The organism is Methanocalculus pumilus (genome assembly GCF_055382585.1).
On sequence record NZ_AP042393.1, the window covers coordinates 199,160 to 212,978 of the forward strand.

Here is a 13,819-nt window from a genome sequence, read left to right on the forward strand (position 1 = left end):
TCTCCTTTCTTCTTTAATAAAGGATTGCTTATGATCCGATCCCGGCGATCCGTTCAATGAGCGGCATCAACCGGTTGACAAAGAGTGTTCCATGATCGATGAGTTCCAGGACGAGATTGAGAATGCCATCAATGGTGATCCCATCAGGGAAGATCTCGCCTTTTGGAGGTGGTGGGAGCGGGGTCATCTCCGGTATCGGCAGGGGTGTCGGGCTCTCTGTTCCTGGTTGTGTGGTGGCCGGGGTGACTGTTGGCACCTGGGTGGGCAGATCGGTTGGTGCCGGAGTCTCTGTCGGGATGATCGCGGCAACCCCTGCGGGATGAGTGAAGATCGCACCCTCCCTCACATAGCCGTCAGGCCCGCACTGGGTGATCCCGAGGAGCGGCGCAGTTGTCCCGGCGGGCACTACTCCGGTGACAGCAACAGAGAGCCCGAGGCTCTCTCGTGCCGGATAGGAGAGCTCAAAACCGGGGATGGTATAGAAATAGCCGCTCCGGGGGTTTCGTACGAGTTCTGCTCCCCCCTTGTGGATGCTGACCGCCCATGTCGCATTTATTAACCTGGTCTCTAGCCGGAGCGTATCACTTGTTGGAAACGTGGTGTGCGGGATTCTGTCGAAGTAGAGGTATGTCCTGAGCGTTGTCGTCTCTCCGGGATTAAGGAGTCCGGCCGGGGTGGTTGATCGCCCTGACGCCGTGAACGCCGAGAGATCCGGCGGGGATGGGGCGGCGACCACCGGATCAGGCGGGGTGCCTGAGGGGACGCTTCCAGCAGGATATGCCGTCTGTGCGATCAGGTACTCGTTCTCCCCGCGGAGCGTATAGGAGCCGTCAAGCTGGCGTACTGAAAGAATAGTGACGCTCCCCGGCTCAGCCAGCAGGGGAACGGTACCTGATACACGGATAGTCAGGGCGATATCATCGCCGGCCGGATACGAGAGCTCCCAGCCCGGGATCCTCTCCCTGCTCTTACTACTCTGCCTCAGGGTGCTCACGCCACCCGATCGGTGCATATCAACCGTCCAGCGGGGATTTGTGAGATCTGTTTTGAGCTCAAGCGTGTCTTGAGAGGGGAATGAGAGAGTATCAAGTCCCGGGAAGGTGATATGTATCTCAAGATCCATCTCCTCACCATAGACGGGATACCCTTCCGGCACTCCCTCAGCACTCTCCACAAAGAAGGCTCCGGCAGAGGAGACCAGAAGGAGCAGCAGGGTAATGCAGAAAGCTCCTCGTCTGAACATATTCATTTCATCGCCCCCGGTATGAAAGAGGCTTTCGTCTGAAAGAGCACAACGTGTGTATATGAAGTTGACCGTGATCATCGAGAACACCACCTTGATTGACCGGTACTTCCGGAGTGAACCCGGGCTTTCATTGTATATTGAGGATGGCGATGCCCGCCTCCTCTTTGACTGCGGGTATTCGGGTCTTTTCCTTGAGAATTCCGCTGCAATGGGTATCGATCTCCTTGATCTTGATGCAGTCGTCCTCTCACACGGGCATATCGATCATACCGGCGGCCTCCCCTCACTTGCCGCCCACCATATCAGGGCAGGAATCGAGGGAAGACCAGCCAAAGAGCCTCTCTTCATCACCCATCCGGCGACCTTCGGGAGGAAGAAGGCAAAAGAAGGAGGAGATGTCGGCTGCCCGGTCTCGCCTGAGTATCTCTCAATGTTTGGGGAGGTGAAGACCTCCGTCTCTCCGCAGAACGTCTCCGATCGGATCACCTTCCTCGGTGAGATCCCAAGGACCGATCCAAAACGGACTGCACAGAGCAGTGCCGCTATCCAGACCAGAAACGGGTGGGTACCCGATCCCGTCATCGAGGATTCCTGCCTCGTCTATCATGGGGATGACGGCCTTGTGCTCATCTGTGGCTGCACTCATGCCGGGATCGAGCATACGGTTGCATATGCGCGGAGTGTCTGCGGAGATGAACGGGTTGCAGCAATCATCGGGGGCTTTCACCTCTATTCTGCAACCCCGGCCAGGATAGATGAAGTCTCCCGATGGTGTGCAGAGTTGGATATCGGAGTTATCTATCCCTGTCATTGTACCGGGCTTCCCGCAACCATTGCACTCTCCCACCACCACGCAATCACACCCGTTGGGGTGGGATCACACCTCGTATGGGATGAATAATGCGGTTTTCACCGGACAAAGTTTAAACTCTCATCAGTTCGAATGATGCATATGGTTGTTCCCTCAAAGGTATTCTTTACAAAAGGGGTTGGTGTCCATAAAGACAAACTCGCCTCATTTGAGCTTGCACTCAGGAAGGCAGGGATCGAGAAGTATAATCTCGTCTATGTCTCGAGTATCTTCCCTCCAAACGCAACGATCGTCTCCCCCGAAGATGGTCTCAAAGAACTCAATGCTGGCGAGATCGTCTACTGTGTGATGGCACGGAATGAGACGAACGAGCCAAACCGCCTGTTATCTGCTGCAATCGGACTGGCACTCCCAAAAGATGCAAACGAGTACGGGTACCTCTCAGAACACCATGCGTATGGTGAGACTGCATTTGTCTCAGGAGAATATGCTGAGGATCTCGCCGCAACGATGCTTGCAACAACACTCGGAATCGAGTTTGATCCCGATAAGGCATGGCAGGAACGGGAACAGATCTATAAGGCGAGTGGAAAGATCATCAAGACGACCCATATCTGCCAGTCTGCAGAAGGTGATGCGGACGGCAGATGGGTGACCGTCATTGCAGCCGCTGTCTTTGTCCTCTGATTTTGGATAATCAGCATCCAACTTTTTTCAGGGAGGTCAGAATATGGAGATCATCGGTATTCCTTTTACAGATCTCTATACCTGGGTTCTCATCCCCCTCTTCATCGTCATCGCACGTATCGTCGATGTCAGCATGGGAACCCTCCGGATCATCTTTGTTGCCCGGGGGTACCGGTTCCTTGCACCAGCACTTGGGTTCTTTGAGGTGATCATCTGGCTCCTTGCCATCGGGGAGATCATGAAGAACCTGAATAACCCGGCCGCTTATATTGCGTACGGGCTTGGGTTTGCGCTCGGCAATTATCTGGGTATCATCCTTGAAGATCGCCTCTCTATCGGGCAGGTGATTGTACGGGTGATCACAAACCGTGATGCAACCCAGCTGGTCGAGGCATTAAAACAGAAGAACTTCGGTATCACCTCGATCAATGCCGAAGGTGCGACCGGGGCGGTCAAACTGATCTTCTGTGTCATCAACAGGTCCCGCATGACCGAAGTGATCGACCTGATCAAACATTTCAACCCAAATGCTTTCTACTCTGTTGAGGATGTCCGTTCTGTAAAAGAGGGGGTATTTCCCCTTGAAAGTCCGGGTTTTCTCAGTTCACAGATCAATGCGATGAAGGTCCGGAGAAAACAGAAGTAGCCTCACCTTCTTTTTATCTGTTCGATCGCCTCGAATGCCTCACGGCGGACAGAAGGATCGCTGTCATGGAGGAGATCGGTGAGGGGCTCGTGTGCTTCAAAGCTCCCGATCTCACCAAGGATCACTGCCGCACGCTTTTTGACGGATGGATCTTCGCTCTTCAGGTACACAACCAGTGATGGAATCGCAGGCTCGCCCATACCTGCAAGGATCTCCATTGCACCTTCCCGGACACGGAGATCGGCATTCTCGAACGCAGCGGTGATCTCGGGGAGTGCCGACTTCCCAAAGCCAGAGAGTGCGGCAATAGCAGCGTTCCTCACCTCGGGATCGGAGTCTGCAAGTGCACCGACAAGGTGTGAGACCGTATTTAAATCCCTGATCCCGCCGAGGATACGAACACCGGACTGGCGCATCCCCGGGTTCTCGTGATGCAACAGCTCGATTACCTCTGTCCTCCCGGCAGATCCGATCCCAATCAGTGCCTCTTCGGCATAGATTCTGATCTCAGGTCCGGATCCCTCAAGGGTTCTGATCAGCGGGGCAACAGCAGGTTTCCCTATCTGGATACAGGCTTTTATCGCAGCATTTCGGACTTTCTCGACGGGATCGGCAAGGAGCCTGAGCAGAACCGGGATCCCCTGCTCGTCAGGAAGATGGCCGAAGGCTTCGGCTGCTGCCGCCCGGACTGACTGTTCGGAATCGCTGAGAGCTTTGGTGAGTGCTTCCCCACGCTCTGGTGCATTTATCCGGGCGATTGCGCCGACTGCGCCGGATCGGATATCGGCAGACGGGTTGTCGAGTGCTGCTACAAGTGCGGGAAACGCCGGGTTGCCGATGAGGGTAAGTGCCCGTATGATCTCTCTCTTTACATCCGTCCTCGCCCCATCGAGGGCCAGGATCATCGGCTCGACCGCCGGCAGCCCGATCCCGGCAAGACCAGTACCGGCAGCTCTCCGCACCCTCCAGCTCTCATCACTGAGCGTGTTGATCAGCAGCGGGATTGCCGGAGCGCCGATACCGGTAATCGAATGAACCGCAGTGATCCGAACCTCGGGATCAGGGTTTCCGAGCGAATCATCAAGTGAAAGACGCGGAAGATGTGATTCTTCGGCAGCTTCTGTACTCTCCACGGCTTTCTTTCCGTCCCTTGATCTGAACCATCCAAATAGACCCATAAACTACCTCTCTGTGAAGTAATCGTCTGATGGTGGGTATATAATTACCTCTTTGGCTGCTCTGCTGCAATCTTCTATCTCTGCCCCCGGATGATCGAAAGCAGATCCCAGGCAAGGGATTCGCTCTGTTTCTGCGATGTCATCATTGTATTCAGCCGGAGGCTCCCCTCGCACTCGATCCCATCATCAATATCCTGTACAAAGAGATCGACGATATCCCCGTATGCCTCACGTGTTCCCCGTGAATCGGGAGTCTTTCCCCAGGCTTTCATCAGGGCCGCAGCCGGGCCGGATATGGGACGGCTCCCGATGAACGGGCTGATTGCAATGACAAATACTTCGCTGAGTGCATCCCTGACTCCTTCACACTCAAGGATCGGCCCGATGCTTGTCACCGGGTTTGATGGGCCGATGATCACGGAATCACTCTTCTGAATGGTTTCGATGACGGCATCGGTTGCAACCGGAGGTCTCTCAAAATCACGGATGATCCCCGAGATCTCGACATTGCCCCGATGGGCTACCCAGTACTCCTGGAAATGCATCGGACCCTTCTCTGTTGCCACATGGGTTGCAACAGGTGTGTCACACATCGGGAGAACAGTTGCTTCGACACCAAGGGCAGCAGCGATTTCAGCTGTTGCTTCGGTGAGTGTCTTTCCCTCCCGAAGGAGGTTGCCGCGTGCGATATGGATGCCCCGGTCCCGGTCGCCGATTGTGATTGATTCGGGCATCCCGATCCGCTCCAGGTACCGGTTCGTCTCAAGGCTATCGCCCCGGATCCCCCACCATGTCTCTGTGTTCAGGATGCCTGCAAAGAGGTATAGCACGGTATCGATATCGGGGGAGAGGTGGTTTCCGGAGATCCAGACATCCTCGGCGGTGTTGACGATGACAGAGAGTTCGGAGTCATGGAGCACCTGCCGCATGCCCCGGATCAGCTTCGGGGTTCCGGTGCCCCCCGAGAGGAGAGTAATCATACAGATGATCTCTTCTTCAGAAGTGAAGAGCCTTTGCGGGTGATCCAATATAGGCAGGTTTTTCGTATCATATGACCATCATCCATGATAGAACTCCAGCAATTATGGATGTATATCACGCTCCTTATCTTACGTTCTTTGCCGAAAAAACCGATGATCTCGTCTATCGGCTTCGGGTGCCGCGCAGAGGCCACCCCGAGGTACTCTTTATCTCGAGATCTGTTCGCACTATACTCGGCTACACCCCTGACGAGTTTGCCGATGATCGCTCATTGTTCATCCGGATCCTTCCAGAGGATGATTGCAGTCTCTTCAGGGATTTAGCCCCGGAAGATGGGGAGTGTACATACACCTTTCACCTCAGGGCAAAGGATGGATCGATCCGGGTGATCGAGACGAAGAATGCCATAATCACCTATCCGGAGACCGGAGATCTGATCATCGAGGGTATCGGACGGGATATAACTGAAACGATTGAGCATGAGAAGGAGATTGCATCACGCGATCGCATCCTTGAAGCGGTCGGGTATGCAGCATCCTGTTTCCTTTCACAAGGAGACTGGGAGAGCCGGATAGATGCCGTGATCAGGAGGCTCGGGGAGGCGTCGGATGCATCGAGGGCATACCTCTATATGATTGACTGGAGAGGTCATCTCCCAAGTGCCTGGCTGAAAGGCGAGTGGGCCGTTCCGGGTATCTCTGCAGGTAAACCGGATCATCTGGATGGCACAATCTATGGGCAGGTCCTCCCTCTCTTCCTCCGTGGAGAGACGATCGCAGGGTCGCTGAACGATCTCGGATCCTTTGGTGAACTGGTCCGGATTGCATCTCCGGATACGCAATCGATTATTATCGTCCCGATCTTCGTTTCCGGAAATCTTTCCGGTTTCATCGGTTTTGATGAATGCCGTCATGCACGGGTCTGGAGCCAGATGGAGATCCAGGCGCTTGAGATCGCAGCCCGGATCATCGCAGCTGCAATAAAGCGTGATTCTGATCACCGGGCGCTTGCTGAAAGCGAAGCCCGGTTTCGGGGTATCTTTGAGCACGGGCCTGTGGGCATTGTCCTCGCAGGTCCAGATTACATGATCATCGAAGCAAACCCTGCCTTCTCCCGGATGATCGGGTATTCGAGGGACGAGCTCTTATTCTTCTCTTTCAGGGATATCACTCACCCCGATGACGTTCCCGGAAACGAACGCGGACTTTTGGATATGATGCAGGGGAAGCTGCCGATCTACCGGGTGGAGAAACGCTACGTCAGGAAGGGTGGCAGCGTCTTCTGGGCGGATCTGACGGTTGCACCCGTTGCCACACCGGAGGGGAAGGGCTATATCGCCATGATCCGGGATATCTCACTGCGGAAGGAAGCAGAACGGAAGCTTGCCGAGAGCGAGGAGATGCACCGCTCGTTCCTCCAGCATTTTCATCTAAAAGGGCGAGGAGACCCCGGCATTCATGCCGGGGAGGAATCGCCCATAATTGAACCATAACCCATATCCTGTAGTACAACCCATATGCATCAAATGGTAATTCGAACGGTGTCAAACTATCTGCGACTGTCACAACGACAGTATCATATTATTGACACACTCGCATACCATTCAAAGAATTTGTACAATGTTGCATTGTACAATACCCGGCAACATTACCAGGAGTATTGTGAAAACGCTGCGATCTTTCGAACGGTTCGACCGGATATTGCATCCAGCATCACTATCTGTATCGGTTCCTTTCTCCCCTATACCCGGAAGAAAGACTTTCCCTACAAAGATGTTTCAAATTATGTCCAATCACGCCAGAATGAGAACTATCCGCTGCTCCATAGTGATGTTGCTCAACAGACGATCAGGAGTGTTGAAGAAGCGTACACCTCGTATTTTGCACTCATACGGATGTACCACTGTGGCGAACTCAGCAGCCAACCACGACCTCCACGCTATCTGGAGAAGGATGGACGGTACAAACTGGCATTTCCTGCATCGCATATCACGATGCGGAATGGGTATGTCACTCTCGGCATGTCACGGATGTTTAAAAAACGGCATGGATTAACCGGGAAAGAACTTACATTCAAAATCCCTCCACACATTCAACCAAACCAGATCCGTGAAGTGACTATTGTTCCACACCATAACGGGAAGGTATACACGATCGAATTTGCGTATACGGTTCCCCTTCAACCAACACGTCTTAATCCTGACCATTATCTTGCGATTGATCTCGGCGTTACCAATTTTGCAACAATCGTTGACACTGCTACCGGGACTGCCTCAATTATCGATGGTACGTATCTAAAATCAATCAACCGGTGGTACAACAAAGAAAACGCCCGATTACAATCGATTAAAGATAAACAGGGATTAACCGAGGAGTTTACGCACCGCCAGTCACGCCTCCTCATCAGACGAAATAACAAAATCGACGAAGCAATGAACCGGTTCGTCGCATATCTTATCAAATTTGCATGTGATCACGAAATCGGTACCATTATTGTGCCACGATGGTATGGGATCAAACAAGAGATCAATCATGGTGCGAGAAACAACCAGAATTTCGTCCAGATCCCCTATGCGAAATTTCGACGAAAATTACAGTCAAAATGCGAGCTGTTCGGGATACACTTTGACGATTCCCATGATGAACGGTACACATCTCAGGTTGATGCTCTGGCACTCGATCCGATCCAGAAACCATGGTATGGAAGATGCCGTCGTATCAGCCGGGGACTGTACCAGAGTAGTTCCGGTATCGTGATCAATGCGGATGTCAATGGTGCGTTAAACCATTTGAGAAATGTAGCTGGTGATTCGGTTATGACGCCGATAATCAGTAGCGGTCGCGTCAACCGGCCGGTACGAATAAGGCTCAACTACGAGCAACCTTCGTGCAGATTAAATTGCAATGTCTGTGGTAACACCGCTATTGCAAGCCCCGCTCTTTAGGGCGGGGTAGTTGACGGTATCGTCTACCGGTTTGTTGAAGGAGAACCCGTCTTCCTCCATGGTGCCGTCACCGGGATCACCGGATACCAGCCTGATGAGATCGGCAAAGGCAACCCCTCATGGTCATCGCTGATCCATCCTGACGATGCAACAGGTATCATTGAACGCTATAATACCCTCTACGATACTCCCGGTGACCGTTTCAGTGCAGATTACCGGATCATTCATCGGGATGGCAGTATCCGATGGGTGCATGAGGTGATCAAACACAGGATCGGAGAGACCGGCTGCTCCATCATCGAGGCATCGATCTATGATATCACCCGCAGGCGGGAGATGGAAGAGGAGCTCTCCCGTTCAAATGAGAAACTCAACCTCCTCCAGAGCGTAACACGCCATGATATCTTCAACCAGCTCAACATCCTCTCGGCATACACGGAACTGATGAAGGATCAGATCCCCGATCTGGAGGCAGCCGGGTACTGTGCAGGCCTTGAGGCAACCATCGAGCGGATCCACAGGATCTCTGCATTCACCCAGGATTACCAGAGGGTCGGGGTGCATGGCCCCATCTGGCAGGATCTCAGGGAGGTGATCAACCGGGGTTTTGATGCCAGGAACCCTGATGGGATCACGCTTGAGAACGAGGTATCGGGATATGAGATCTATTGTGATCCTCTCCTTGAGAAGGTGGTATACAACCTTGTTGATAACTCCGGCAAGTATGGCGGGGACTTGGTGTCCCGGTTCCGGGCCACATGCCGTGAGGCAGAAGGTGAGCTCTGTATCTGTCTCGAAGATGACGGGGATGGGATCGATTCATCACTACAATCCCATCTCTTCGAGTATGGGGCGGGGAAGGGTACCGGTCTTGGCCTCTTCCTGATCAGTGAGATCCTCTCGATCACCGGGATCTCGATCAAAGCTGTCTCTGGCACTCTTGGGGGTGCTGCCTTTGAAATCCGGGTTCCGCATGGCAGCTGGCGGGGAGGGGTATATAATACCTCTCGTGCCTCATAGATCTCACTATGCATACACAAGGGGCACCGGCTCCAGGATCCATGCGATCCAAGATGATCAAGGATCCGGTCCATGGGGATATCGAGGTGGATGATCCGATCCGTCTCCTCCTTGACACCCCCGCCCTCCAGCGGCTCAGGATGATCCGGCAGCTCGGCTTCTCATTCCTCGTCTATCCGGGTGCAAACCATACCCGGTTCGAACATGCACTCGGGACGATGCACCTGGCGACACGCCTCTGTAACCATCTCTCTCTTGATCAGGATGATTCACTCCTTCTCCGGGCATCCGCTCTCCTGCATGATATCGGTCACGGGCCGTTCTCACATGCGATCGAGCCGTTGATGGAGTCGATCTGCGGCTATGGCCATGATGTTGTCAATGATCTGCTCAAAGAGCCCTCTGCTTCATCAGCACTTGCGGCAACCGGCCTTGATCCCGGTGAGGTTGCCGCCGTGATCGGGGGTAATCACCGGCTCTCAGGAGCGATCCACGGGGAACTGGATGTCGACCGGATGGATTACCTGCACCGGGATGCCCACTACACAGGGGTTCCCTATGGTGCGGTCGATTCCCACCGGATCATCAGGAGCACGGTCCTGACGCCATCAGGCCTTATTCTGGATGATTCCGGCGTTCAGGCGGCAGAATCGCTCCTGGTTGCACGAACCCTCATGCGGCCTGCCGTCTATTTTCATCATGTATCCCGGATAGCTGAACGGATGTTCCTCATTGCCGCACATGAACATTGCGTAAGTGGCGGTGACCCGGACCTGCTGGTGGCAATGGATGATTCCGAATGTATCCAGGCGTTTCGGGAGTCCGAAAGCGGGATTGCACAAGAGATGATCCATCGTCTCCTGACCCGGAATCTCTACAAGCGGGCCGTGTATGTGGGGGTTGGGTCAATCAACCGTGCCCGTATCCCCCAGCCGGATCTAAGCGCCTCTTTTACGCTGGCAGAAGAGATCGCCTCACATGCCGGTGTCGCATCACATGAGGTCTGTGTGGATATACCCGGGTTTCCCACCGACATGGTGATAGGGGTGCTGGTGCGGAACCGGCATGACGTCGTCTCGCTGGATGAGATATCGCCTCTGATCCGGGGAATGAATGAGATCCGGCGATCACAGTGGCGGCTTGGCATCTACTGCCCACAGGAGCACCGTGAAGCGGTCGCTCTTGCAGCAGCAGAGGTGCTCTCGATCCGTCCGGCAACAAAACAAGATAAGCTTCCAATAGAAACAGAAGATGAGAGGGGAGAGGTACCATGAAGGAACTGGTTGTCGGGGTGACCGGCGCAAGCGGCATGATCTATGCAGAACGGCTTTTAATGGAACTTGAGAAAGAGTGCCGGGTGCACCTGGTGGTGAGCGGAACCGCGGAGACGATTGCAGACCTTGAAGGGATCTCGTTTTCGAATGTCAGGGTTATCGTTGAGGAAAATTCGGATCTGGCAGCGGCGATCGCAAGCGGATCATTCCGGTTCGACGGGATGGTGGTTGTGCCCTGCTCGATGAAGTCGCTTGCCGGAATCGCACATGGGATCTCAGATACCCTGATCGGAAGAGCTGCCGATGTCTGCCTGAAGGAACGGCGCCCGCTGATCCTGGTGCCGCGTGAGACGCCGTACTCGCGGGTGCATCTCCAGAATATGCTTGCTGCCCATGATGCCGGTGCGACAATCCTCCCCGCATCGCCACCATTCTACCAGAAACCGGAGACGATCGAGGATCTGGCGGATATGATCGTCTCACGGATTCTTGATCACCTTGGAATCGAGCATTCGATTGGATCCCGATGGGGTGGATTCCATGCGTGAATTTATCGAGAGCCTGCGGGAAGCGGGTCTCCTGAAAGAGATAGATGAAGAGGTGCAGACGACCTTTGAAGCGGCACAGATGGCATATCAGACAGACGAGCCGCTCCTCTTCCATCATCTCAGTGGAGGGCATCGTGGTGTGATGAACCTCACTGCAAACCGGGAGACCCTGGCGCTTGCCCTCGGAATGGATCCAAAGGGTATGGTTCCGCAACTTGCCGGGTGCCGGTATGACGGTAGAGTGATCGATGAGGGTTCTCTTGCGACATCCGCACCCGATCTCAGCGAGATCCCGGTGATGACCCATTTCCCAAAGGATGCGGGTGCCTATATCACCGCGGGAATTGTCTTCTCCTCCTTCGGCGGGGTGGAGAATGCCGCCATCCACCGGATGCTTGTTGCCGGAGGGGATCGGCTGGTTGCCAGGATCGTTGAGGGGCGGCATACCTACCAGCTGATGAAGGCAGCCCATGCAGCAGGCAGAAAGCTTCCCATCGGAATTGTAATCGGTGTTCATCCGGCAGTGACATTCGCCTCATGCACCCGTGTTCCTACCGGAAAAGAGCTTGCATATGCCTCGGAACTGCTTGGCGGTGAGATCGGCGTGAAGACACTTTCAAACGGCGTCCGCGTGCCTGATGCCGAGTATGTTTTGGAAGGATACCTGACAGCAGAAACTGCCGCAGAAGGGCCTTTTGTCGATATCACCGGCACCTACGACCCTATCCGGAACCAGCCGGTGATCGAGATCACCGGGGTTGCAACAAAAAGTGATCCGATCTACCACGGGATTCTCCCGGCAGGTGCCGAACACCGCCTCCTGATGGGCGCCCCCTATGAGCCGCGGATCTACCAGGCTGTTGCCGGGGTGACAAAAGTGAAGGATGTCCTCCTGACACGTGGGGGAGCGGGTTACCTCCATGCTGTGGTGCAGATCGAGAAGCAGACGGAAGGAGACGGGAAGAATGCTATCATGGCGGCGTTTGCCGCACATACCTCGCTGAAACATGTGGTCATCGTTGATCCCGACATTGCGATCCATGATCCGGAGGATGTCGAGTTTGCGATAGCAACCCGTGTCCGGGGCGATTGCGACATCATGGTGATCTCAGGTGTCCGGGGTTCATCACTTGATCCGTCCCGGATTGCAGACGGCCTGAATGTGAAGGTCGGGGTGGATGCAACAATGCCTGTTGGACAGGAAGATGAGTATATCAGAGCAGGATGGGATGCATAATGGAGCTTGACAGATCAGATGAAGAGATCCTTTCAGGGGAGTTTGGAGAGACACGGAGGGTGATGCTTGAGATCTTAATCGCCCTTGGAAAGATATATGATGCAGAGCGGCTGATCCCGGTATCGAGCGTCCAGGTGAGCGGGGCATCATACAAGACGATCGGTGATGCGGGCCTTGAATGGCTGGAGGGGCTTGATGCCCGTGCGGTTGTTCCGGCATTCCTAAACCCAATCGGGATGCCGAGGGATGACTGGAGGGATATGGGGATCGAGGATCACTTCGCAAAGAAACAGGAGGAGATCCTGAATGCCTATAAACGGCTTGGGATCCGTCTCACCTGCACCTGCACACCTTACTATCACCAGATCGTGCAGTATGGCGACCATCTCGCCTGGTCCGAGTCGTCTGCGGTTGCCTATGCAAACTCGGTGCTTGGTGCCCGGACGAACCGGGAAGGGGGACCCTCGGCTCTTGCGTCCGCATTGATCGGGAAGACCCCCGAATATGGACTGCATATCATGAAGAACCGCCTGCCGGATCTGATCATCACCCTTGATGATCCGGCGGCGGCAAAGGACTGGGGTCCGGCAGAGTACGGGGCGCTTGGGTTTGTTGCAGGAAAGGAAGTGGGAAACCGGGTTCCGTATCTCCGGGGGCTGCGGCCAAACCGCGACCGCTTAAAGGCGCTTGGAGCGGCAATGGCGGCAACAGGGGCAGTCGCCCTCTTCCATGTTGAGGATATCACCCCCGAGGCACGGGTGCCGTTCTTTAAGAAGTCGTTTTCGGTGGATGAGAAGGAGACGATCGAGATCGCCGTCTCAGATGTACTCTCTGTCTTCTCGGATATCGAGGTGAATGCGGTTGCAGTCGGCTGCCCCCATCTCTCAGAGGATGAACTGCGAACTGTCGCAGATCTCCTCGCCGGGAAGAAGGTTAAAAAGCCGTTCTTCGTCTTCGTTTCAGAAGAGATGATGAATGATCACCGGGATCTCGTCACCATAATCGATCGTTCAGGCGCCCATGTCTATGCAGATACCTGCATGGTCGTCTCCCCGGCAACCGATAAGCTCGGCTCTGTGATGACGAATTCAGGGAAAGCCTTCTCCTATCTCCCGGCGATGTGCGGGGTTGTTCCGCGGCTTGGGACGATTCAAGACTGTGTCCGGGTCGCCACTGAATAATCCCTCCAGATACCTATTTTCTCATCTTTTGGGTCACCCTTGAAGGGAGGGTGGAGCAGGATTCTG

General features: G+C 54.4%; 13 protein-coding genes. 10 read left to right on the plus strand and 3 right to left on the minus strand.

Translation table 11 applies throughout. The features are described from left to right. Positions 1-28: 28 nt before the first annotated feature. Complete coding sequence (locus tag ACZ44I_RS01005; protein ID WP_464549527.1) at positions 29-1,243, minus strand: hypothetical protein; 1,215 nt, start codon at positions 1,241-1,243, stop codon at positions 29-31. Positions 1,244-1,304: 61 nt separating this feature from the next. Here ACZ44I_RS01005 and ACZ44I_RS01010 point away from each other — a divergent pair, with 61 nt between their 5' ends. The 3 genes from ACZ44I_RS01010 to ACZ44I_RS01020 are packed head-to-tail and all read left to right on the plus strand — an operon-like array spanning position 1,305 to position 3,390. Beyond that, positions 1,305-2,147 (plus strand): MBL fold metallo-hydrolase, encoded by an 843-nt coding sequence (locus ACZ44I_RS01010; RefSeq protein ID WP_464549525.1) that lies wholly within the window; start codon positions 1,305-1,307, stop codon positions 2,145-2,147. A 51-nt stretch (positions 2,148-2,198) separates the two neighbouring features. Next, positions 2,199-2,744, plus strand: a complete 546-nt coding sequence (locus ACZ44I_RS01015; protein ID WP_464549523.1) for a pyruvoyl-dependent arginine decarboxylase — start codon at positions 2,199-2,201, stop codon at positions 2,742-2,744. Between the two features lie 43 nt (positions 2,745-2,787). Continuing rightward, on the plus strand, positions 2,788-3,390 hold the full coding sequence (locus ACZ44I_RS01020) for a DUF2179 domain-containing protein (protein WP_464549521.1): 603 nt from the start codon (positions 2,788-2,790) through the stop codon (positions 3,388-3,390). 2 nt (positions 3,391-3,392) lie between these two features. Here ACZ44I_RS01020 and ACZ44I_RS01025 read toward each other — a convergent pair whose 3' ends face one another. Next, complete coding sequence (locus ACZ44I_RS01025) at positions 3,393-4,568, minus strand: HEAT repeat domain-containing protein (RefSeq protein ID WP_464549519.1); 1,176 nt, start codon at positions 4,566-4,568, stop codon at positions 3,393-3,395. A 74-nt stretch (positions 4,569-4,642) separates the two neighbouring features. Further along, positions 4,643-5,548 (minus strand): 2-phospho-L-lactate transferase, encoded by a 906-nt coding sequence (gene cofD, locus ACZ44I_RS01030; RefSeq protein ID WP_464549517.1) that lies wholly within the window; start codon positions 5,546-5,548, stop codon positions 4,643-4,645. A gap of 104 nt (positions 5,549-5,652) precedes the next feature. Here cofD and ACZ44I_RS01035 point away from each other — a divergent pair, with 104 nt between their 5' ends. Genes ACZ44I_RS01035 through ACZ44I_RS01065 form a run of 7 tightly spaced genes read left to right on the plus strand, consistent with a single transcriptional unit; the run spans position 5,653 to position 13,753 of the window. Further along, entirely contained in the window at positions 5,653-7,041 is a 1,389-nt protein-coding gene (locus ACZ44I_RS01035) for a PAS domain S-box protein (protein WP_464549515.1), read from the plus strand. 33 nt (positions 7,042-7,074) lie between these two features. Then, entirely contained in the window at positions 7,075-8,493 is a 1,419-nt protein-coding gene (locus ACZ44I_RS01040) for an RNA-guided endonuclease InsQ/TnpB family protein (protein ID WP_464549513.1), read from the plus strand. Between the two features lie 18 nt (positions 8,494-8,511). After that, complete coding sequence (locus ACZ44I_RS01045) at positions 8,512-9,513, plus strand: PAS domain-containing sensor histidine kinase (protein ID WP_464551671.1); 1,002 nt, start codon at positions 8,512-8,514, stop codon at positions 9,511-9,513. A gap of 41 nt (positions 9,514-9,554) precedes the next feature. Further along, positions 9,555-10,787 (plus strand): HD domain-containing protein, encoded by a 1,233-nt coding sequence (locus tag ACZ44I_RS01050; RefSeq protein ID WP_464576558.1) that lies wholly within the window; start codon positions 9,555-9,557, stop codon positions 10,785-10,787. Further along, positions 10,784-11,335: a UbiX family flavin prenyltransferase gene (locus tag ACZ44I_RS01055; protein WP_464549509.1), complete on the plus strand. Its 552-nt coding sequence runs from the start codon at positions 10,784-10,786 to the stop codon at positions 11,333-11,335. Before ACZ44I_RS01050 ends, ACZ44I_RS01055 begins: the two co-directional genes overlap by 4 nt. Beyond that, entirely contained in the window at positions 11,328-12,572 is a 1,245-nt protein-coding gene (locus ACZ44I_RS01060; protein ID WP_464549507.1) for a UbiD family decarboxylase, read from the plus strand. The genes ACZ44I_RS01055 and ACZ44I_RS01060 overlap by 8 nt, the downstream gene beginning before the upstream one ends. After that, the gene (locus ACZ44I_RS01065; protein ID WP_464549505.1) at positions 12,572-13,753 is read left to right on the plus strand and encodes an aconitase X; all 1,182 of its coding nucleotides are present in this window, start codon (positions 12,572-12,574) and stop codon (positions 13,751-13,753) included. Before ACZ44I_RS01060 ends, ACZ44I_RS01065 begins: the two co-directional genes overlap by 1 nt. Positions 13,754-13,819: the final 66 nt, after the last annotated feature.

Coding starts and splice junctions, on each gene's coding strand:
- ACZ44I_RS01005 (WP_464549527.1), bottom strand. CDS start 1,243: ATGTTCAGACGAGGAGCTTTCTGCATTACCCTGCTGCTCCTTCTGGTC.
- ACZ44I_RS01010 (WP_464549525.1), top strand. CDS start 1,305: ATGAAGTTGACCGTGATCATCGAGAACACCACCTTGATTGACCGGTAC.
- ACZ44I_RS01015 (WP_464549523.1), top strand. CDS start 2,199: ATGGTTGTTCCCTCAAAGGTATTCTTTACAAAAGGGGTTGGTGTCCAT.
- ACZ44I_RS01020 (WP_464549521.1), top strand. CDS start 2,788: ATGGAGATCATCGGTATTCCTTTTACAGATCTCTATACCTGGGTTCTC.
- ACZ44I_RS01025 (WP_464549519.1), bottom strand. CDS start 4,568: ATGGGTCTATTTGGATGGTTCAGATCAAGGGACGGAAAGAAAGCCGTG.
- cofD (WP_464549517.1), bottom strand. CDS start 5,548: ATGATTACTCTCCTCTCGGGGGGCACCGGAACCCCGAAGCTGATCCGG.
- ACZ44I_RS01035 (WP_464549515.1), top strand. CDS start 5,653: ATGGATGTATATCACGCTCCTTATCTTACGTTCTTTGCCGAAAAAACC.
- ACZ44I_RS01040 (WP_464549513.1), top strand. CDS start 7,075: ATGGTAATTCGAACGGTGTCAAACTATCTGCGACTGTCACAACGACAG.
- ACZ44I_RS01050 (WP_464576558.1), top strand. CDS start 9,555: ATGCGATCCAAGATGATCAAGGATCCGGTCCATGGGGATATCGAGGTG.
- ACZ44I_RS01055 (WP_464549509.1), top strand. CDS start 10,784: ATGAAGGAACTGGTTGTCGGGGTGACCGGCGCAAGCGGCATGATCTAT.
- ACZ44I_RS01060 (WP_464549507.1), top strand. CDS start 11,328: ATGCGTGAATTTATCGAGAGCCTGCGGGAAGCGGGTCTCCTGAAAGAG.
- ACZ44I_RS01065 (WP_464549505.1), top strand. CDS start 12,572: ATGGAGCTTGACAGATCAGATGAAGAGATCCTTTCAGGGGAGTTTGGA.